The 20311-nt window shown below is 74.3% G+C and carries 12 protein-coding genes; 3 read left to right on the top strand and 9 right to left on the bottom strand.

From position 1 onward, the window contains the following. The first annotated feature begins 5 nt into the window (after positions 1 to 5). Positions 6 to 1445: a pyridoxal-dependent decarboxylase gene (locus tag CHC05_RS21515; RefSeq protein ID WP_245871113.1), complete on the top strand. Its 1440-nt coding sequence runs from the start codon at positions 6 to 8 to the stop codon at positions 1443 to 1445. Between the two features lie 111 nt (positions 1446 to 1556). Here CHC05_RS21515 and CHC05_RS21510 read toward each other — a convergent pair whose 3' ends face one another. The 6 genes from CHC05_RS21510 to gltB form a co-directional block, all read right to left on the bottom strand. Next, positions 1557 to 1895 (bottom strand): hypothetical protein, encoded by a 339-nt coding sequence (locus CHC05_RS21510; protein WP_089251594.1) that lies wholly within the window; start codon positions 1893 to 1895, stop codon positions 1557 to 1559. A gap of 405 nt (positions 1896 to 2300) precedes the next feature. Next, positions 2301 to 2768 carry an RrF2 family transcriptional regulator gene (locus CHC05_RS21505; protein WP_089251592.1) on the bottom strand — a complete coding sequence of 156 codons (468 nt, stop codon included), beginning with the start codon at positions 2766 to 2768 and terminating at the stop codon, positions 2301 to 2303. Between the two features lie 36 nt (positions 2769 to 2804). After that, positions 2805 to 3677, bottom strand: coding sequence for an acyl-CoA thioesterase (locus CHC05_RS21500; RefSeq protein ID WP_089251687.1), 873 nt, complete (start codon positions 3675 to 3677; stop codon positions 2805 to 2807). An 8-nt stretch (positions 3678 to 3685) separates the two neighbouring features. Further along, positions 3686 to 5137 (bottom strand): pyruvate kinase, encoded by a 1452-nt coding sequence (gene pyk / locus CHC05_RS21495; RefSeq protein ID WP_089251590.1) that lies wholly within the window; start codon positions 5135 to 5137, stop codon positions 3686 to 3688. Positions 5138 to 5346: 209 nt separating this feature from the next. After that, on the bottom strand, positions 5347 to 6822 hold the full coding sequence (locus CHC05_RS21490) for a glutamate synthase subunit beta (RefSeq protein ID WP_089251588.1): 1476 nt from the start codon (positions 6820 to 6822) through the stop codon (positions 5347 to 5349). After that, positions 6815 to 11371 carry a glutamate synthase large subunit gene (gene gltB / locus CHC05_RS21485; protein WP_089251586.1) on the bottom strand — a complete coding sequence of 1519 codons (4557 nt, stop codon included), beginning with the start codon at positions 11369 to 11371 and terminating at the stop codon, positions 6815 to 6817. Before gltB ends, CHC05_RS21490 begins: the two co-directional genes overlap by 8 nt. A 149-nt stretch (positions 11372 to 11520) precedes the next feature. Here gltB and CHC05_RS21480 point away from each other — a divergent pair, with 149 nt between their 5' ends. Both CHC05_RS21480 and CHC05_RS21475 read left to right on the top strand, forming a co-directional pair. Beyond that, a complete protein-coding gene (locus CHC05_RS21480) occupies positions 11521 to 12360 on the top strand; it encodes a GNAT family N-acetyltransferase (RefSeq protein WP_089251584.1) in 840 nt (279 codons plus the stop codon). A gap of 32 nt (positions 12361 to 12392) precedes the next feature. Then, entirely contained in the window at positions 12393 to 14717 is a 2325-nt protein-coding gene (locus CHC05_RS21475) for a hypothetical protein (RefSeq protein WP_089251582.1), read from the top strand. Here the strand turns inward: CHC05_RS21475 and CHC05_RS21470 are convergent. The 3 genes from CHC05_RS21470 to lgt all read right to left on the bottom strand — a co-directional run bounded on the left by CHC05_RS21470 (position 14698) and on the right by lgt (position 20307). After that, positions 14698 to 17838 carry an AfsR/SARP family transcriptional regulator gene (locus tag CHC05_RS21470; RefSeq protein ID WP_179266304.1) on the bottom strand — a complete coding sequence of 1047 codons (3141 nt, stop codon included), beginning with the start codon at positions 17836 to 17838 and terminating at the stop codon, positions 14698 to 14700. The genes CHC05_RS21475 and CHC05_RS21470 overlap by 20 nt on opposite strands. Positions 17839 to 17942: 104 nt before the next feature. Beyond that, positions 17943 to 19139: an FAD-dependent monooxygenase gene (locus CHC05_RS21465; protein WP_089251685.1), complete on the bottom strand. Its 1197-nt coding sequence runs from the start codon at positions 19137 to 19139 to the stop codon at positions 17943 to 17945. Between the two features lie 31 nt (positions 19140 to 19170). Next, positions 19171 to 20307: a prolipoprotein diacylglyceryl transferase gene (lgt, locus tag CHC05_RS21460; protein WP_245871111.1), complete on the bottom strand. Its 1137-nt coding sequence runs from the start codon at positions 20305 to 20307 to the stop codon at positions 19171 to 19173. Between the last annotated feature and the right edge of the window lie 4 nt (positions 20308 to 20311).

The following is a 20311-nucleotide window of genomic DNA, read 5'->3' as shown; positions in this document are numbered from 1 at the left end:
AGGGCATGGCAGGGCACATGACCGCCGACGAGTTCCGCCGGCACGGGCACGATCTGGTCGACTGGGTGGCCGACTACTGGGAGTCGGTCGGTTCGCTCCCGGTGCGGCCTTCGGACCCACCCGGCGCGGTGGCGGCGCGCCTCCCGGCGGGTCCGCCGTCCGAGGGCGACGGCTTCGCGGGGCTGCGGGCCGACCTGGACGAGGTCGTGCTGCCCGGCATGACGCACTGGCAGCACCCGGGGTTCTTCGCCTACTTCCCGGCCAACACCTCGGGTCCGAGCGTGCTCGGCGACCTGGTCGGTGCCGGGCTCGGGGTGCAGGGCATGCTCTGGGCCACCGGGCCGGCGGCGACCGAGGTCGAGACCGTCATGCTCGACTGGCTGGCGGAGCTGCTGGACCTGCCGGCGCGGTTCCGGTCCACCTCGACCGGCGGCGGCGTGATCCAGGACTCGGCCTCGTCGGCGGCGCTGGTGGCCACGCTGGCGGGCCTGCACCGAGCGGGCGGCGGTGCCTGGCGCTCCTCCGGGATCGGCGGGACCCGCTACACGGTCTTCACGTCGACCCAGGGTCACTCGTCGATCGAGAAGGCGGCCCGGATCGCTGGCATCGGCGACGCCGGGGTCCGGCAGGTCGAGGTCGACCCGGCGACGCTGGCGATGCGCCCGTCGGCCTTGCGGGCCGCGTTGGCCGCCGACGTCGCGGCCGGGGCACGGCCCGCGGTCGTCGTGGCCACGATCGGCACCACGTCGACAACGGCCGTCGACCCGCTTTCGGAGATCGGGCGGATCTGCCAGGAGTTCGGGGTGTGGCTGCACGTCGACGCGGCGTACGCGGGTGCGGCGGCGGTCTGCCCGGAGCTGCGCTGGAGTCACGCGGGGCTGGAGCACGCCGACTCGTACTGTTTCGACCCGCACAAGTGGCTGCTGACCGGCTTCGACTGCGACGCGTTCTGGGTGGCCGACCGCGAGGCGCTGGTCGCCGCCCTGACCGTCATGCCGGAGTACCTCCGCAACGTGGCCACCGAGTCGGGCGCGGTGATCGACTACCGCGACTGGGGCGTGCCGCTCGGCCGCCGCTTCCGGTCGCTCAAGCTGTGGTTCGTGCTGCGCTGGTACGGGGCAGCGGGGCTGCGCGCGCACATCCGGTCCGGGGTGTCGCTGGCCCAACGCTTCGCGGCGCACGTGGCCGCCGACGACCGTTTCGAGATCGCCGCACCGCACCCGTTCTCCCTGGTCTGCTTCCGCCTGAAGGCGGGCGACGCCGCGTCGGAGGCGCTGCTGGACCGGGTCAACGCGACGGGCCGCTTCTACCTGACCCACACGCGGGTCAACGGCGCGTACGTCCTGCGGCTCGCGGTCGGCGCACCCCAGACAGCGGAGTCCCATGTGGACGAAGCCTGGTCCGCACTCGCGACGGCGGCCACCGAGATCCTCGCGGAGGGCTAGGGCCCGGCTCGTGGATCAGGGTGGTGCCCCGGCGAGGTCCAGACGGCCTCCGCGTGCGGTCGGACGCCGCCGGTGCCCGGCGGGGTGCCGGCATGATCCACGAGACAGGCGCTAACCCACACCGAGGCAGGCGATGACCGACGTCGCGTCCGGGGCCAGGAAGATCACGAAGCTGCGCGGTGAGTCCTCCTGCGCCACGCTGCCGAGGACCAGCGGCTGTTCCCCGAGCGCGCTCAGCGTCTCGACCGCCTCGGCGAACCCGATCGTCGGGATGCCCAGCTTCGTGGTGTGTGCCTGCCGCCGGCGATAGCTGGACGCGAGGTTGCTGGCGGGAACCCCTTCGTCCGCCGCGTAGACATGGAAGGTCGCCCCCTGCTCCAGGGCGGCCCGGCACGCCTGCTCAGCCGGAGTCGCACCAGCGAGAAGTGAGATCAGTTCGGCGCGTTCCACGCGGTGCACGCTACTGCGGAAACGCGACGGCACCCGCGCCGACCCGCCCGCGCCGAAACGCGACAGTTTCGCGAGGCTTTGCTCTGCACCCATATACGCACCACCTCCGACCTGGGGTGGTGCGTATGTGGGTGCAGAGCAAACGGACTCCGAGGACGTCCGGCGCAGAGTGGGCGATCGGGTGCAGGCGGCCGTTCCGGATCGGAGCGCGGCCGAAGATGGTTCGATGTCCGTACCCGCGGCGGTCCGAGATGCGACCTCCGGACCGTCGTGGGCCTTACTGCCTCCGGCAAACTGGGCGCCTGCGTCGTCCCCGGCGCGGCTCCAGGAAACGCGAGGCACCCCGCCCACGCCGCGCCACACGCGCGCCCCCGGCCGCCATCGCGGACCTTGACGCGCGAGGCGTCAGGCCCAGGCGGCCGGGTCCGCGGTGAGGTCGCGGACGCGGTCCGGGAGCTTGCCCGTGGCCACGTCGTGGATGGAGACCAGGTCGAGGATCTCGCGCTCGCTGGCCCGCAGCGCGATCCAGACGTCCTGCAGCGCCGCCGCCGCGCCTTGATAGCCCAGGTCCTCCGGACGCTGCCCGCGGACGTTGGCCAGCGGGCCGTCGATCGCCCTTATCACCTGCCCCAGCGTGATCTCGCGGGCCGGGCGGGCCAGCCAGTAACCACCCTCGGGGCCGCGCTGGGCGTGCACCAGGCCGGCCCGGCGGGTCTGGAGCAGGATGCTCTCCAGGAACTTCGGCGGGATGTCCTGCGCCTTGGCCACCTGTTCGGCGGTCATCGGCACTGGGCCGTCGCTGTGCTGGTCGGCGGCCGCGGCTAGCTCAGCCATCGCGCGTAGTGCGTAGTCGACCCGTGCGGACAGTCGCATGCCACTAAGCCTATCGGGTACGTAGACGCGAAAGGATCATGCACCCACGCGGCGGAGGAGGCCCTCCTGGACCGCGGTGGCGATGTTGGCGCCGTCGACCGTGAACATGCGGCCCGTGGCCAGGCCGCGGCCGCCGGAGGCGGTCGGGCTCCAGCAGTCGTAGAGGAACCACTCGTCGGCCCGGAACGGCCGGTGGAACCAGAGCGCGTGGTCGAGGCTGGCCCCGATCACCCCGCCCGGGCCCCAGACCTCGCCGTGCACAGACAGCACGGAGTCGAGGAGGGTCATGTCCGAGGCATACGTGAGAGCGCAGGCGTGCAGCAGCGGGTCGTCCGGCAGCTTGCCGTCGATCCGCATCCACACCCGCTGGTGCGGGTCCGCGCGCCGGTCGCCGGGTGGGACCCAGCCGGGCTCGCCGACGTAGCGGACGTCGAGCGACCACGGTACGGACTTCCAGATGCCGAGGCGCTCCGGATAGGCCGACAACCGCTCGCGCATCGTCGGCACCTCGTCGGGGCCGGGCACGTCGGGCGGCAGCGGCGCCTGGTGGTCGAGGCCGTCCTCCTGCCGGTGGAACGACGCCGACATGAAGAAGATGGTCTTCTCGTTCTGTACGGCCACCGAGCGGCGCACCGAGAAGGACCGACCGTCGCGGATGTTCTCGACGTGGTACTCGATCGGCGCACCGGACTCGCCCGGGCGCACGAAGTAGCCGTGCAGCGAGTGCACCGTGCGCGACGGGTCGACGGTGCGGCCGGCGGCCACCAGCGCCTGGGCGGCGACGTGCCCGCCGTAGACGCGCTGGAGGCCGACCACCGGGGTGGTGCCGACGAACGTGCTCTCGTCGCGCCGCTCGAGGTCGAGCATCTGGACGAGATAGTCGACCGCCGACTGCCCACCCTCGGGCATGGCTGCCGTCACGGGGTCTGGCGCGGCACGCTGGCCGGGTCGACCAGCGAACCGATCAGGTGCACCCGCAGCGTGTTGGTCGAGCCGGGCGTGCCGGGCGGGCTGCCCGCGACGACGACCACGTAGTCACCGGGCTCCGCGCGGCCGAGACCGAGCAGCGCCTGGTCGACCTGGCGGAACATGTCGTCGGTGTGCTGCACGAACGGCATGTGGAAGGTCTCCACACCCCAGCTCAGCGCGAGCTGGGCACGCACCTCGGAGACCGGGGTGAAGGCCAGCAGCGGAAGCTCGCAGTGCAGGCGGGCGAGCCGGCGCACGGTGTCGCCGGTCTGGGAGAACGCGACCAGCGCCTTGGCGCCGACGGCGCGGGCCACGTTGGACGCGGCGATGGTGAGCGCGCCGCCGTGGGTGCGCGGGTCGTGCTGCAGCCGCGGGATCGGCAGGCCGCCGGCCTCGGTCGTCGCGATGATCTTCGCCATCGTGCTGACCGTGAGCACCGGGTACTTACCCACGCTGGTCTCGCCGGAGAGCATCAGCGCGTCGGCGCCGTCGAGCACCGCGTTGGCCACGTCGGAGGCCTCGGCGCGGGTCGGGCGCGCGTTCTCGATCATCGAGTCGAGCATCTGGGTGGCGACGATGACCGGCTTGGCGTCTTCGCGGCACATCTGCACGGCGCGCTTCTGCCACAGCGGAACCTGGTCGAGCGGAAGCTCCACGCCGAGGTCGCCGCGGGCGACCATGATGCCGTCGAACGCGTCGACGATCTCCTCGAGCCGCTCGACGGCCTCGGGCTTCTCCACCTTGGCCAGCACCGGGCGGTGCACGCCGACCTCTTGCATGATCCCGTGGACCAGCTTGACGTCGTCGGGCGAGCGGACGAACGACAGCGCCACCAGGTCGACGCCTAGGCGCAGCGCGAAGCGCAGGTCCTCGGTGTCCTTCTCGGACATGGCCGGGACGCTCACCGCGACGTTGGGCAGCGAGACGCCCTTGTTGTTGGAGACCGGGCCGCCCTCGATGACCAGGACCCGGATGTCGTTGCCGGTGACCTCGGTGACCTCGACCGCGACCTTGCCGTCGTCGATCAGCAGCCGGTCGCCGGGCTTGACCTCCTGCGGCAGCTTCTTGTAGGTGCAGGAGACCCGGTCGACGGTGCCGACGATGTCGTCGCTGGTGATCACGACGGAGTCACCGGTGCGCCACTCGTGCGGGCCGTCCGCGAACCGGCCGAGCCGGATCTTGGGGCCCTGCAGGTCGGCCAGGATCGCCACCGCCCGGCCGGCCGCGTCGGCGGCCTCGCGGACCAACTTGTAGACCGCTTCGTGGTCAGCGTGGTCACCGTGGCTGAAGTTGAGCCGTGCCACGTCCATCCCGGCGTCTACGAGGCCGCTGATGCGCTCCGGCGAGGAGGTGGCAGGGCCCAAAGTGCAGACAATCTTCGCGCGGCGTGTCACGCCCATGAGGCTAGTCTCTTTCCCGGATCGTCCTCGTAACCGGCTTCTGTCGGGAATCCGAACAGTTGCCGCCCACCAGCCTTGTCACCCGCCAGTGAGCCGTCAGCGAGCCTACTCGCGCCCGCCCGGAACCCGAAGCAAGGGCCCCTTGTTAACGGATTTCGCATAGGAAGGGCCCCTTGTCAACACCCGCCCGTTGATCACCGTTAATGCGCTCAGGCCGCCAGCGGGACGGCGGCCGGGTCGACCGGCGTCGGGAGCTCGCCCTCTCCGCCGAGGTAGGAGTGGATCGCGGAGGCCGCCGCGCGGCCTTCGGCGATCGCCCACACGATCAGCGACGCCCCACGGTGCATGTCGCCGGCGACGAAGACGCCATCCGTGCCGGTCTGCCAGTCCGGGCGGGCGTCGACCGCGCCCCGCGCGTTGCGCGCGATCCCGAGCTGGTCCAGCAGCGGCTGCGGCTCGGTGCCGTCGAAGCCGATCGCCAGCAGCACCAGGTCGGCCGGCAGCTCCCGCTCGGTGCCCGGCTTCGGGTGGATCCGGCGCTGCCCGTCGACCTTGGTCACCTCGACCTCGGCGATCCGGACGGCCCGCACGGCGCCGGTGCCGTCGTGGACGAACTCCTGCACGCCGACGGCGAAGTCGCGGGCGCCGCCCTCCTCGTGTGCCGGGTAGTTGCGCAGGATCCACGGCCACGTCGGCCACGGGTCGCGCGCCTCGTCGCGGACCGCGGGCGGTTCCGGGTAGAGGTCGAGCTGGTAGACCGCTGCCGCGCCCTGCCGGTGCGCGACGCCGAGGCTGTCGGCCGCGGTGTCGCCGCCACCGATGATCACGACGTGCTTGCCGGCGGCGTCGACCGGCGTCGTGGCCTGCAGCCCGGCGGCGACCCGGTTGGCCGGCACGAGGTGCTCCATGGCCAGGTGTACGCCACGCAGCCCGCGCCCCGGTGTCGCCGGGGTGTCGCGGCTCAGCAGGGCGCCGGCGGCCAGCAGCACCGCGTCGTACTCGGCACGGAGTTGGTCGGCGGTCACGTCGACACCGACGTTGACGCCGGTCTCGAAGACCACGCCCTCGGCCTCGAGCTGCGCGAGCCGCCGGTCGATGTGGGACTTCTCGAGCTTGAAGTCGGGGATGCCGAACCGCATCAGCCCGCCGATCTGGTCGTCGCGCTCGAACACGGTGACCGCGTGCCCGGCGCGGGCGAGCTGCTGCGCCGCGGCCAGGCCCGCGGGGCCGGAGCCGACCACCGCGACCCGCTTGCCGGACGCGTGCCCGGCCGGCTGCGGCGTGACCAGGCCGAGGTCGAACGCCCGGTTGGCGATCTCCACCTCGACCTGCTTGATGGTCACCGACGCGCCACCGGCGATGCTGAGCACGCAGGACGCCTCGCAGGGCGCCGGGCACAGCCGCCCGGTGAACTCCGGGAAGTTGTTGGTGGCGTGCAGCGACTCCGCGGCCGAGGCCCACTGGCCGGTGCGGACCAGGTCGTTCCAGTCCGGGATCCGGTTGCCGAGCGGGCAGCCCTGGTGGCAGAACGGAATGCCGCAGTCCATGCAGCGGCTGGCCTGCTCGCGGATCAGCCCGTCGTCGGCGGACGGGTAGACCTCGCGCCAGTCCTGGATGCGCACGGGCACCGGGCGCCGCTCCGGCAGCCGGCGTTCGTGGTGCAGGAAACCCTGTGGATCAGGCACGTGCGACCTCCATGACCGCCTCGTCGACGTCATGGCCGGCAGCCTCGGCGGCCCGGATGGCCAGCATGACGCGCTTGTAGTCGCGCGGCACGACGGCGGTGAACTCGCGGGCCGCTTCCGGCCAGCGCTTGAGCAGGTCTTCGGCGACGGCCGAGTCGGTCTCCGCGAAGTGCCGCTGCACCAGGGCCTGCACGGTGACCTGCTCGTCGTCGGTGAGCGGGGTCAGCTCGACCAGCTCGGGATTGACGCGGGCGGGGTCGGCCTTCCAGAGGTAGGCCGTGCCACCGGACATGCCCGCGGCGAAGTTGCGGCCGGTGGAGCCGAGCACGACGACGGTGCCGCCGGTCATGTATTCGCAGCCGTGGTCGCCGACGCCCTCCACCACCGTGGTGGCACCGGAGTTGCGCACGGCGAACCGCTCGCCGACCCGGCCGCGCAGGAACAGCTCGCCGCCGGTCGCGCCGTAGAGGATCGTGTTGCCGGCGATGATCTGCTGCTCGGCCACGAACGGCGCGTCGACGTGCGGGCGCACGACGACGCGGCCGCCGGACAGTCCCTTGGCGACGTAGTCGTTGGCGTCGCCGTGCAGGCGGATCGTCACGCCGCGCGGCAGGAACGCGCCGAACGACTGGCCACCGGTGCCGACCAGGTCGAGCTCGATGGTGTCGTCGGGCAGCCCTTCGCCGCCGAACCGCCGGGTGACCGCACCGCCGAGCATCGCGCCCACGCTGCGCTGGTCGTTGCGGGCCGCGACGGTGGCGCGCACCGGCGTGCCGTCGTGCAGCGCCGGCTCGGCCAGCTTCAGCAGCTCGTTGTCGAGCGCCTTCTCGAGGCCGTGGTCCTGGGCGACGGTCTTGCGCCGGGAGGCGCCGGACGGCAGGTCCGGCACGTGCAGCACGGGCGAGAGGTCGAGCCCGTTGGCCTTCCAGTGGTCGATCGCCGGCGCCAGGTCGAGCAGCTCGGCGTGGCCGATCGCCTCGTCGATGCTGCGGAAGCCCAGCTCGGCCAGGTAGCCGCGGACCTCCTCGGCCAGGAACTCGAAGAACGTCTCGACGAACTCGGGCTTGCCGGTGAACTTCTCCCGGAGCTTCGGGTTCTGCGTCGCGATGCCGACCGGGCAGGTGTCGAGGTGACAGACCCGCATCATCACGCAGCCCGAGACGATCAGCGGCGCGGTGGCGAAGCCGAACTCCTCGGCGCCGAGGAGCGCGGCCACCACCACGTCGCGGCCGGTCTTGAGCTGCCCGTCGACCTGCACGGTGACCCGGTCACGCAGCCCGTTGAGCAGCAGCGTCTGCTGGGTCTCGGCCAGCCCGAGCTCCCACGGGGTGCCGGCGTGCTTGAGCGAGTTCAGCGGGCTGGCGCCCGTACCCCCGTCGTGTCCGGAGATCAGGATGACGTCGGCCTTGAGCTTGGCGACGCCCGCCGCCACCGTGCCGACGCCCACCTCGGAGACCAGCTTGACGTGCACCCGGGCGGCGGGATTGACCATCTTGAGATCGTGTACGAGCTGCGCCAGGTCTTCGATCGAGTAGATGTCGTGGTGCGGCGGCGGCGAGATCAGCCCGACACCCGGGGTGGCGTGCCGGGTCTTCGCGATCCACGGCCACACCTTGTTGCCGGGCAGCTGGCCACCCTCGCCGGGCTTGGCACCCTGCGCCATCTTGATCTGGATGTCGTCGGCGTTGACGAGGTATTCGGTGGTGACGCCGAACCGCCCGCTGGCCACCTGCTTGACGGCCGACCGGCGCTCCGGGTCGTAGAGCCGCTCGACGTCCTCGCCGCCCTCACCGGTGTTGGACTTGCCGCCCAGCCGGTTCATCGCGACGGCCAGGGTCTCGTGCGCCTCGGCGGAGATCGAGCCGTAGGACATCGCGCCGGTGGCGAACCGCCGGACGATCGCGCTGACCGGCTCGACCTCGTCCAGCGGCACGGCCGGCCGGTCGCCGGTGCGGAGCTGGAACAGCCCCCGCAGCGAGCCGGCCTCGGCGGCCAGCTTGTCCACGGTGGACGTGTAGCGGGCGAAGATGTCCTCCCGCCGGCTGCGGGTGGCGTGCTGGAGCAGGAACACCGTCTCGGGGTTGAACAGGTGCAGCTCGCCCTCGCGGCGCCACTGGTATTCGCCGCCCACGTCGAGCTTGCGGTGGCTGCGCTCGGCCTCGTTGGCCGGGTACGCGCGGGCGTGCCGGGCGGCGACCTCCGTGTGGATGTCGGCCAGCCGGGCACCACCGATCTTGGCCGGCGTGCCGGCGAAGTAGCGCTGCACCACGCGGGCGTCCAGGCCGACCGCTTCGAAGACCTGGGCTCCGCAGTACGACGAGACGGTGGAGATGCCCATCTTGGACATGATCTTCAGGACGCCCTTGCTGAGCGCCTTGACGTAGTTGCGGATCGCGTCGGCCGGGGCCACACCGGTCAGAGCACCGGTCGCGATCAGGTCCTCGGCGGACTCGAAGGCCAGATAGGGGTTGACCGCCGCGGCGCCGTAGCCGATCAGCAGGGCCGCGTGGTGCACCTCGCGGCAGTCGCCCGACTCGACCACCAGCGCGACCTGGGTGCGGGTCTGCTCGCGCACCAGGTGCTGGTGCACGGCCGCGGTGAGCAGCAGCGACGGGATCGGCGCCAGGTCGGCCGTCGAGTCCCGGTCGGAGAGCACCAGGATCCGCACGCCGTCTTCGATCGCCTCGGAGACGTGCCGGCAGATCTCGGTGAGCCGGGCCTTGATGCCGGCCGCGCCGTTGCGCAGCGGGTAGAGGCCGGAGACCCGGACGGCCTTGAAGCCGGGCAGGTCGCCGTCGTCGTCGATGGACAGCAGCTTGGCCAGCTCGTCGTTGTCGAGCACCGGCCGGGGCAGCACGATCTGCCGGCAGCTGGCCGCGTTCGGGTCGAGCAGGTTGCCCTCGGGCCCGATGGTCGACGACAGGCTGGTCACCAGCTCCTCGCGGATCGCGTCCAGCGGCGGGTTGGTCACCTGGGCGAAAAGCTGGTGGAAGTAGTCGTAGAGCAGCCGCGGCCGGGTGGACAGCGGCGCGATCGGGGTGTCGGTGCCCATCGAGCCCAGCGGCTCGGCGCCGCTGCGGGCCATCGGCCCGACCAGGATCTTGAGCTCTTCCTCGGTGTAGCCGAAGGTCTGCTGCCGGCGCTGCACCGAGTCGTGCGTGAACACGATGTGCTCGCGGGCGGGCAGGTCCTCGAGGTCGATCAGGCCGGCGTGCAGCCAGTCGTCGTAGGGATGGGCGGCGGCCAGCTCGGCCTTGATCTCGTCGTCCTCGACGATCCGGCCCTCGGCGGTGTCGACCAGGAACATCCGGCCCGGCTGCAGTCGGCCCTTGGCGACCACGGTGGTCGGGTCGAGGTCGAGCACGCCGGCCTCGCTGCCGAGCACGACCAGCCCGTCTTCGGTGCGCCACCAGCGGCCCGGGCGCAGGCCGTTGCGGTCGAGCACGGCGCCGACCAGCGTGCCGTCGGTGAACGCGACGCTGGCGGGACCGTCCCAGGGCTCGAGCAGGCTCGCGTGGAAGCGGTAGAACGCCCGGCGAGCCGGGTCCATCGCGGTGTCGTTCTCCCACGCCTCCGGGATCATCATCAACACCGCGTGCGGCAGCTCCCGGCCGGCCAGGTGCAGCAGCTCCAGCACCTCGTCGAAGTTGGCCGAGTCGGAGGCGGCGGGCGTGCAGACCGGGAACAGCCGGCGGATGTTGCCCGGCAGCTTCGGCGAGGACAGCAGCGCCTCGCGCGCGTTCATCCAGTTCTTGTTGCCCCGGATGGTGTTGATCTCGCCGTTGTGGGCGATGAAGCGGTACGGGTGGGCCAGTGGCCACGACGGGAACGTGTTCGTCGAGAACCGCGAGTGGACCAGGGCGATCGCGCTGCGTACCCGGCGGTTGGTCAGGTCCGGGAAGAACGCGGGCAGCTGGTCGGGCGTGAGCATGCCCTTGTAGACCATGGTGCGGGCGGACAGGCTCGGGAAGTAGGCCGGTATGCCCCGCTCGGCGGTCTCGCGTTCGGCCTGCTTGCGCACGCAGAAGGCGACCCGGTCGAGGTCGAGGTCGCTGATCGGGGTGCCGGCCGGGCCGTCGGGGCCGTCGTGCAGCCGGTGCGCGGCCAGGAACACCTGGCGGATCCGGGGCCGGACGAGCTCGGCGGTCGCGCCCAGGCCCTCGGGCTCGACGGGCACGTCCCGCCACCCGAGCACCTCGGCGCCCTCGACGATGGCGTACTTCTCGATCACCGTGACCGCCTGGGCGGCCTCAGCGTCCTCGGTGGGCAGGAACACCAGGCCGGTGGCGTAGAAGCCGGCCGGCGGCAGGGTGAAGTCGACGTCTGCCCGCAGGAACTCGTCGGGCACCTGGATCATGATGCCGGCGCCGTCACCGGTGTTGGGCTCCGCGCCCCGCGCGCCCCGGTGGTCGAGCCGGACCAGCGCCGAGAGCCCCTTCGCCACGACGTCGTGGGAGCGGCGGCCGGCGAGATCGGCGACAAACGCGACGCCACAGGAGTCGCGCTCGTTCTCCGGGTCGTACAAACCCTGGGGATGCGGGAACGCCACGGGGCCTCCACGGTCGTCTAGTCACACAAGTTTCAGGTTCGGGACGACGTCGGCCCTGCTGGGTCTTCCGAGTTTACGTGAACAGCGGCCCTCATCCGCCAGGACGTATTGATCACACGCCCAGGATTTGAGATGTGTACTCTCGCGCGATGACCACCCCCGATCCTGCCCTCCTGCGCCGCCTCGAGACGTTCTACGATGCCTTGCCCCGGTTCTCGGCACGAGCGGAGGACTTCGGCGGGCTCGTCCTGTTCGTCCGCGAGGGTGCGGGCTGGCCGTTCTACGCCCGTCCCCGCCTCGACGGCGGTGAGCCGCCGTCGGCGGCCGACGTGATGGCCGCCCGCGAGCGGCAGCGTGACCTGGGCCTGCCCGAGGCGTTCGAGTGGGTCCACGAGACCACGCCGGACCTGCTGGCGGTCGCGCGCTCGGCCGGGCTGGCGGTGCTGGAGGCGCCGCTGATGGTGCTCGACCCGGCCGCGCTGCCCGCGCTGCCGGCGACCGGGGTGCGCCTGCTGGATCCGGCGGCGGAGTCCTTCCAGGCCGACCTCGAGCTGTCCCGCGCGGTCGCGCACGTGGGCTTCGGCACACCGGGCACCGGTGCGGGAGCCGGCGGCCCCGCCGAGCGCGATGCCGCCCGGGTCGAGGCCGACGCCGGCTCGGTCGAGGGCGAGCGCCAGGCGATCCGCGACGGCCGCCGGTTCACCGCTGTCGCCGAGGTCGCCGACGCCGGGCCGGTGGCCAGCGGCATCGGCATGCGCGCGGGCGACGTCGTGGAGGTCGCCGGCGTGGCGACCCTGCCCGCGTTCCGCCGCCGCGGCCTCGGCGCGGCGCTGACCCTGACGCTGGCCCGGCACGCGGTCGACGCGGGCGCCGGCCTGGTCTTCCTGTCGGCCAGCAGCGACGACGTGGCCCGCGTCTACCTGAGCGTCGGCTTCCGCCGGATCGCCACCGCCTGCATCGCCGAGCCGGCCCCGGTCCCGGCTCTCTAGAGCGCATCGACAGCGCTGCCTATCGTGGCGGCATGTCGCTGCGTGCGCGCCTGACCGACCCGGACGACGCGGTCCGGCTCGCCGCCGTCCGCCGGGCCTCGACCTCGGGCGAGGTCGGGCTGTTCGAGGACCTGCTGGACCTCGCGCTGCACGACACCAGCGAGGTGCGCACCGAGGGCGGCCTGGCCGAGGTGTACGAGCACGTCGGCGACGCGGCGGCCGAGGCGCTCGGCCGGATCCTGCGCCGCCGCAGCGAGGTCGATCCGCGCGTCCGGGCCGCCGCTCTCGACCTCGGCAACGACGACGAGCGGGTCGCCACGCTGCTCTACTACCTCGGCGGGCCGTACGAGCCGCTGCGCCAGGAGCTCGCCGCGAGCGCCGAGGGCCGGCTGCGGCTGAGGGCCGCCCGCGCGATGCTGTCCGGCCACCGGCCGCCCGAGCTGACCTCCGCGCTGCTGGCCGACCCGGACCCGGCAGTGCGGGTCGAGGGCCTGCGCGGGACGCGGCCCGACCAGGACCTGGTCCTGCGGCTGCTCCGCGAGGACCCCGCGGCGGAGGTCCGGCTGGCGGCGGCACGCGAGCTGCGGTTCGCGCCGCGGGTCGGCAGCGAGCCGTTCATCGCGGCGGCCCGGGTGGAACAGGACCCGCGGACCCGGGCGATGTTGCTGTCGTGCCTGGCCCGACGCCGGCACGACCGGGACAACCGGGTCGCGATCCTCGGCTTCCTCGGTGAGCCCGCCGGCCACCTGCGCCGGGACGCCGCACAGGCGCTCACCGACGTGGACGATCCCGAGGTGGCCGCCGCCATCGGGCTGCGCGCCCTGGTCGATCCCGACGCCGCGGCGCTGTCCGCGCTGCTGGCGCACAAGAAGCTGCTCACCCACGTGCCGGAGCTGCGCGAGCCGCTGGCGCGCTGGCGGCGCCAGCCCGTGAACGACGGCGACCGCTGGACGCTGGACCGGGCGCTGGCCGCGCCGGAAGCGCCGGTCCCGGCCCCCCGGCCCGATCCGCCCGACACCGACCGGTTGCTCCGCGAGGTGCTCCGCTGGGCCGTGGCCGCGCTGGAGCCGGTGGTCGCGGAGGCGTACGACAACGGCGAGGCGGACGCGCTCGCCCTGGTCCGGACCTGGCTGGCCGGCGGGGACGACGACCTGCTCCGGATGGCCCTCGCCGGCGAGGAGAACCTCTGGCACACCGACCCGCACGCCATCAAGATCGGGGCCGCCTGGGACTGCGCCGGCGCCGCGCTGGCCCGCGACCTCGCCTGGGCCCGCCGGGTGGGCCTGTCCGCCGCCGCGGAGCAGGGCCGCTGGGACCCGGCGGCGGTCGCCCTCGACCCGGAACGCGGCCCGATCGTCGCCGCCCGCCGGGCCGTCGCGCTCACCGAGGTCGTCCACCGCCTGCTCGCCGACCTGGTCCGGGCCGGCGTCGACGCTCCCCCGCCGGGTCCGCTGCGCTACCTGGTCCGGACCGGCGAGGACCTGGTCGAGGAGGTCCGGGCGAGCCTTCCTCCGGACGCCGGGCCCGGGCTGCTGCGGTTGGCGATGCGGCCGGCCGAGGAGGCGACCTATCGCGCGGCGCTGGCGGCGGCGGTGCCCGGCAACGCCCTCGCGGAGGATCCCGACCTGCCGGAGACGGTCGAGCGCCGCCTGGTCGACCGGGCCCGCCGGGCCGTCCGGGCGTGGCTGCGCGCGCTCGCCGACGACGACCGGGCACCGCTGTCGTTCGCGCCGGGGCCCGACGGTGCGCTACCCCGCTTCGTGCCCAGCCGCCTCTGGGGCTACGTCCTGGACCGCGCGGTGGTCTGGCTGCGCGACGGTCGCACGAGCGGCCCGGTCCGCCACGGCCCGGCCGACGACCTGCTGCGCCGGCTGGCCGCCCTGGAGTTCGGTCAGGCCGCCGACCTCGAGCGGGTGTTCGGGCTGATCGCCGCGACCCGGGCCGCCCACTGGCATCGCGAGGTCGCCCGGGCCATCCTGGCCGGCGAGCCACCGGCGCGGACGGACCCGCTCGGCCCGGACCTCGCCGACCCGGGCCGCCCGCTCGACCGGCCCTGGCCGGCCGACCTCGTCGTGCGCCTGTCCGACGGCACCGTGGTCGCACCGCCAACGCCGCTGACCACGCGCGCGTGGCCGGAGCGGGCCGGACGCGTATCCCGCTGCGGCTCGTGCGGCGGCGACGTGGCGGTCGAGGGTGCGGTCGGCTGGAGCCACGTCGACGACGACTCCTACGGCGTCGTCGACCACTGGTTCGCGGGCACACTCGCCGGCGCCTGCCCGGCGTGTGGAACGAACGCGGCGGTGACGGCCCGGCTGGTGCGCTCCGCCGACGGCGAGCTCAGCTGGGCTCGGCCGTAGCGGCGCTCGGCAGGGCCGGCACCGACGCCTCGACCGGCGCGCTGACCAGCGTGTCCAGGCTCGCGATCCGACCCTCGGCGTGGGCTTGCGCGTAGGCGTCCGCGCCGAGCAGGGTGCGCAGCCCGGAGGCGGTGGCGGCCAGGTCGTACAGCTCGCAGGCCGGCACCGGGGTGCCGAGCTCGGTGCGGATCGTCGCCGCCGCGCCGAGCAGGGCGGCACCACGTTCGGCCGCGCCGACGACGCGGGCCGCCTCGGCCAACGCCTCCAGCACGCTGGCCGTGCGCCAGCGGTCGCCCACCTGGCGGTGCGTCGCCAGGCTGCGGACCAGGTGGGACACGGCCCGGCTGGTCCGGCCCGCGCGCAGCTCGACCAGGCCGCGCAGGTTGTGCGCCCAGCCGAGGCCCTCGGGAAAGCCCAACGCCGTGAACCGGTCGAGCGCGGTGTCGAGCAGCGAGGCCGCCCGGTCGCCGTCGCCTCGGTACAGGGCCACCGCGCCGAGGTTCATCAGCGCGGTGGCCGCGGCCTCGGGATCGCCGAGGCGCTCGAAGCCGTCGAGGGCCAGGCGCAGCTTCGCCTCGGCCCGGTCCAGGTCGGTGGCCAGCCAGGCGGTGAAGCCCCGCAACAGGGCCGACTGGGCGATGCCCCAGGCGTCGCCGTGCACGTCGTACAGCCGGGCGGCGGCGTCGAGGTGCGCCGCGGATGCCTTGTATTCCGCTCGCTCCCGTGCCACTGAGCCCAGCGTCAGCTCGACCCTGGCCTCGCCGAGCGGATCGCCGGACGCCCGGCAGGCGCTGCGGGCCGCCGCCGCGTCGCCGGCCGCGGCCGGGTAGTCGCAGAGCAGCATGGCCAGCATCGCGGCACCGGCCAGGGCACGGGCGCGCAGCACAGCGGGCGCGTCCGGGTGCCGGGCGAGCGCGTCGACCAGCCACCTGCGGCCGTCCCGGTAGTAGCCCTCCAGCCGGCAGTAGTTGGCCAGCGCTCCGGCGAGGCGCAGGTCGCCGTGCGGGTCGGCGGCCGCACCCGGCCCGGCCAGCCAGCTCATCGCGGCACGCAGGTTGGCGGCCTCGCGGCGGAGCCGACCAAGCCACCAACCCTGCGCCGAGCCGCGTAGCCCGCCGTCGGCCCGCTCGGCCAGCGCCAGGAAGTGCTGGGCGTGGGCCCGGCGGGCGTCGCTCTCGCCACCCGCGCCGCGCAACCGGGCCAGCGCGTGCCGGTGGATGGGCACCAGCATCCGGTAGCGGGCGTCCCCACCCGGCCGCTGCCGCTCGACCAGCGAGGCCTCGACCAGCGCGGCCAGCAGGTCCGGGGCCGTCGGGCCGGCGACGGCGGTGGCCGCCTCGGTGTCGAAACCGCCGGCGAACACCGCGAGCCGGTCGAACAGCCGCCGCGCGCCCGGGTCGAGCTGGTCCACACTGGACTCGACGGCGGCCGCGACCGTGCGGTGCCGGGCCGGCGCCGTCGGGTCGGGGCTGCGCAGCACGCTGTGGTCGGCCCGCAGCCGGGCCACGATCTCCGGCACCGACAGCACGGGGGTACGCGCCGCCGCGAGCTCGATGGCCAATGGCAGCCCGTCGAGCTCGGCGCAGAGCTCGGCCACCGCGCCGGCGTCGGACTCCGCCACGGGACGGCCGGACCGGGCCCGCGCGCGCTCCAGGAACAGGTGGCTGGCCGGATGGGCGGCCAGCCCGGCGATCGTGTGCTCGCCACCGGGCGCGGGACCGGGCAGTGGCGGCACCGGGACGGTCACCTCGGCGGGCAGCCGCAGCGCGACCCGGCTCGTCGTCAGGAGCCGCACCGCCGGGCAGCGGTCGAGCAGGACGGTGACCAGCTCGGCGGCGCCGCCGAGCACGTGCTCGCAGTTGTCGAGCAGCAGGAGCCCGTCGCCGGCACCGAGGGCGTCGGCCAGGGTGTCGGCGATCGCCCGCCCGGGCTCGTCGCGGACGCCGAGCGCGCCGGCGACCGCCGTGGCCACCCGCGCGGGGTCGTCGACGACGCTCAGGTCGACGAACCAGACCGGGGTGCGGCCGGCGGCCACCGCGACGGCGAGCCGGGTCTTGCCGCTGCCGCCCGGCCCGGTCAGCGTCACGAGCCGGTGGTCGGCGACCTGCGCGGCGACGCGGGCGGCCAGCCGGTCGCGGCCGATCAGCGGGGTCAGGGGCACGGGCAACCCGGTGCGCGCCGGCGTCGTCGCCGGCTGCGGATGCGGGCACGGTTCGGGCTGCTCCCACCAGGTGGCCAGGCCGCCGGAGCGGACCAGGGCGGCGATCTCGCCGAGCCGGCGGCCGGGCTCGACGCCGAGGTTGTCGGCGATGGCCAGCACCGCCCGGTCGTAGACCCGCGCGGCCGCACCCCGGCCGCCGGCGAACGCGGTGGCGGTGAGCAGCAGCTCCCAGAGGCGCTCGCGGAGCGGGTGGCGCCCCACGGCGCGTTCCAGCTCGGCGACCGCCTCGCCCGCGGCGGCCAGCGCGGCCGTGCCCGCGCCGACCGCGTCCTGGTCGGCGGCCGGTGCGCCGGCCGCGGTCAGCGCGGCGGCGACCCGGCGCAGCAGGCACTCCCAGCGGTCCTCGGTCGCGGCGGCGCGCATCTGCACAAGTCGGGTGCGCTCCGCCTGCGCCCAGCCCAGCGGGTTGAGCGTGCTGCCGGCCAACGGGTCGCCGGCGAAGTCGACCTGCCAGAGCCGCAACCCGGTGGCGAACCGGGCGGACGCGCCGGCCAGGTCGCCGTCGGTCATCAGCTCGCGGGCCCGGCGCAACAGGTGGCCGAAGCGGCTCGCGTCGACGGCCCGGCCCGGGAGCCGCAGCACCAGGCCGTCCGGCGTCCGGCCGAGGGTCTCCGGGCAGCCCGCGGCGGTCAGCGCCGCGTCGAGGGCCTCGGCGGCCTCGGCGAGCCGGTCGCCCGCGCCACCGCCGCGCTGCCGCGGCACCGTCCACAGTGCCGTGCCGAGCTGGTCGGTCGGGACCGTCTCACCTGGACGGAGGGCGAGCACGCCGAGCAGGTCGCGGGCCGCGGGCGGCAGCGGCACCGGGGCGCCGTCGGCGAGCAGTCGCACCGGCCCGAGCAGGCAGGCCTCGGCGCGTACCGGGCGTTGCCCGTCGCTGGCCGTCGACCCGTCGTCGCCCACCCAAGACCCCCTGTTCGGCACCCGGTAGTCTGCCCGTCCGTCCGCCCGATGGTCATGGCACGTTCGGCCCCCTCGATCGGGTTGCTCGGCTCGTTACCACTCGGTCACGCGGGGGGTCGCCACTGTGCGGCGGTGCTCGCGGCGCTGCCGAGCAACCGCGGCGTGATCTGGCCGAGCGCCGCGTCGCGGGCGCGCAGCGCGAGCCGGCCGCGGGTCTGGAGGACGGCGGACATCCGCCGGGTCTGCCGGACCATCGTCGCCGCGCGCGGCCGGCGCTCCCGGTCGTAGCCCTCGATGGCGCGGCGCAGCGGCAGCCCGGTCGACGCGTCGCGGACGGCGGCGGCGAGCGTGGCCGCGTCCTCGAACGCGAGGCAGGCGCCCTGGCCGAGATGGTGGGGCATGGCGTGCGCGGCGTCGCCGAGCAGCACGACGCCGCCCGGCCCGGACGCGAACGCGTACGCCTTCGGCAGCGGCCGCAGCTCGCGGACCTCCTGCTGGACCAGGTCGTCGGGCTCGGTGGCGTCGAGCAGGTCGGCGATCGGCGCGGGCCAGCCCGCGTACCACCGGCGGAGCAGGGCGAGCTGGGTGGCCGGGGGCTCCGGCCGGGGCGCGCCGGCCGCGGTCGCGACCCAGTAGACGCCGCCCCGGGTGGACCCGCCGGACGAGCCGCGTTCGCCGAGCGAGGCGGCGACGAAGCGGTAGCCGGCGCCGAGCGTCTCGCCGCCGACCCGGGCCGCCAGGTCCTGCGGTGCGCGGTACCACGGGATGACCGCACGCCAGGCGGTGCAGCCGGAGCTGACCACGGCCGACTCCGGCGCCAGCCGGGCGCGGACGGCGCTGTCGGTGCCGTCGGCCGCGACCACCAGGTCGGCGGCGAAGGACTGCCGGCCGGCCGTCACGGCCGGGCGCTCGGTGCCGTCGGTGCGCACGTCGTCGACCCGGATGCCGGTGCGGATGTCGACCTGGTCGCCGAGCCCGGCGATCAGGGCGTCGTGCAGGTCTTCGCGGTGCACGACGACCGGACCGCGGTGCGCCGCCACCGGGCGGGGCTGCACCAGCCAGTGCCCGTCGGGCCGGCGGACGCCGGTCTCGCCGAGCGGGGTGCCGATCGCGTCGAGGCCGTCACCGAGGCCGAGGGCACGCAGCGCGCGGATGCCGTTGGGCCACAGCACCAGGGCCGTGCGGCCGGGCCGGACCCGATCGGCCCGCTCCAGCAGGGTGACCTGCCAGCCGGCGCGGGCCAGCGCGCCGGCCGCCGCCAGGCCGCCGATGCCGGCGCCCACCACAACGGCCGTACGCATCGGCTCCGCCTCTCCGGGGTGTTCGGTCGGATCAGCGGTCGTCGGCGCGGCCGGCCGCACCGGCCGCCGTGGTGTCGCTGTCGTGTCCATCATCATCCGTGCCGTCGGGGGCGGCGACGTCGGACTCGTCGTCCGTCTCCGCGTCGACCGCCTCCGGGGTGGTGACGGATTCGTCCGTGTCGGGGACGGCGCCGGTCTCCTGGTACGCCCTGAACTGCTCTTCGGTGACGACCCGGTAGGAGCTGGGGATGGCGGCCGCGGCCGGCTTCTTCGCGGAGACGTCGACGGTGGAGATGTCGCCTTCGCGCGGCGCCGGGACCGGCGCGTCGAGGCCGACCGGGACCAGGTATTCGCGGGGACCGCTGACCCGCAGGAAGTAGACGAGGGCGCCGACGAACACCAGCGCGGCGACGAACACGTTGATCCGCACGCCGGCAATGTGCGTGGCCGTGTCGTCGCGGAGCATCTCGACGAAGAAGCGGCCGAGGGTGTAGCCCATCACGTACACCGCGAAGGCGCGGCCCTTGCCGAACTTGAACTTGCGGTCGAGCCACACCACGATGCCGGCGACCAGCACGTTCCAGATCAGCTCGTAGAGGAAGGTCGGCTGGTAGAGGCCGGGCCGCAGCACCGGCTCGCCGTCGACCAGCGTCGGCCGGCCCGCCGAGTCCATCTCGTGCACCTCGAGACCCCACGGCAGCGTGGTCTGCCGGCCGTAGAGCTCGTTGTTGAACCAGTTGCCGAGCCGGCCGACGGCCTGCGCCAGCGGCAGGCCGGGTGCCAGCGCGTCGGCGACGACGGTCAGCGGCATGCCGAGCTGCCGGGCGGCGAGCAGCGCGCCCACGGCGCCACCGGCCACCGCGCCCCAGATGCCGAGGCCGCCGTGCCAGACCTTGAAGATCTCGAGCCAGTCGCCTCCCTCACCGAAGTAGGCGCCCGGCGAGGTGATCACGTGGTAGATCCGGGCGCCGATGATGCCGGACGGCACCGCCCAGACCGCGACGTCGATGATCGCCCACTTGTGCGCCCCGCGCGCCCGGAGCCGGTACTCGGTCACGGCGGCGGCGAGGAAGATGCCCAGGATGATGCACAGGGCGTAGGCCCGGAGCGGGAACGGGCCGAGCTGCCACACGGCGTCAGTGGGGCTCGGAATCGCGGCGAGGGTCACGGGA

It is taken from the genome of Asanoa hainanensis, from assembly GCF_900188485.1.
Lineage (GTDB): Bacteria > Actinomycetota > Actinomycetes > Mycobacteriales > Micromonosporaceae > Asanoa > Asanoa hainanensis.
This window is presented reverse-complemented; position numbering and strand designations above follow the sequence as displayed.

Excerpts from the sequence above, each read along its gene's own strand:
- CHC05_RS21505 (WP_089251592.1), bottom strand. The coding sequence starts at position 2,768 with ATGCGACTGTCCGCACGGGTCGACTACGCACTACGCGCGATGGCTGAG.
- CHC05_RS21465 (WP_089251685.1), bottom strand. The coding sequence starts at position 19,139 with ATGCGTACGGCCGTTGTGGTGGGCGCCGGCATCGGCGGCCTGGCGGCG.
- CHC05_RS21500 (WP_089251687.1), bottom strand. The coding sequence starts at position 3,677 with ATGCCCGAGGGTGGGCAGTCGGCGGTCGACTATCTCGTCCAGATGCTC.
- CHC05_RS21515 (WP_245871113.1), top strand. The coding sequence starts at position 6 with ATGGCAGGGCACATGACCGCCGACGAGTTCCGCCGGCACGGGCACGAT.
- pyk (WP_089251590.1), bottom strand. The coding sequence starts at position 5,137 with ATGGGCGTGACACGCCGCGCGAAGATTGTCTGCACTTTGGGCCCTGCC.
- CHC05_RS21475 (WP_089251582.1), top strand. The coding sequence starts at position 12,393 with ATGTCGCTGCGTGCGCGCCTGACCGACCCGGACGACGCGGTCCGGCTC.
- CHC05_RS21480 (WP_089251584.1), top strand. The coding sequence starts at position 11,521 with ATGACCACCCCCGATCCTGCCCTCCTGCGCCGCCTCGAGACGTTCTAC.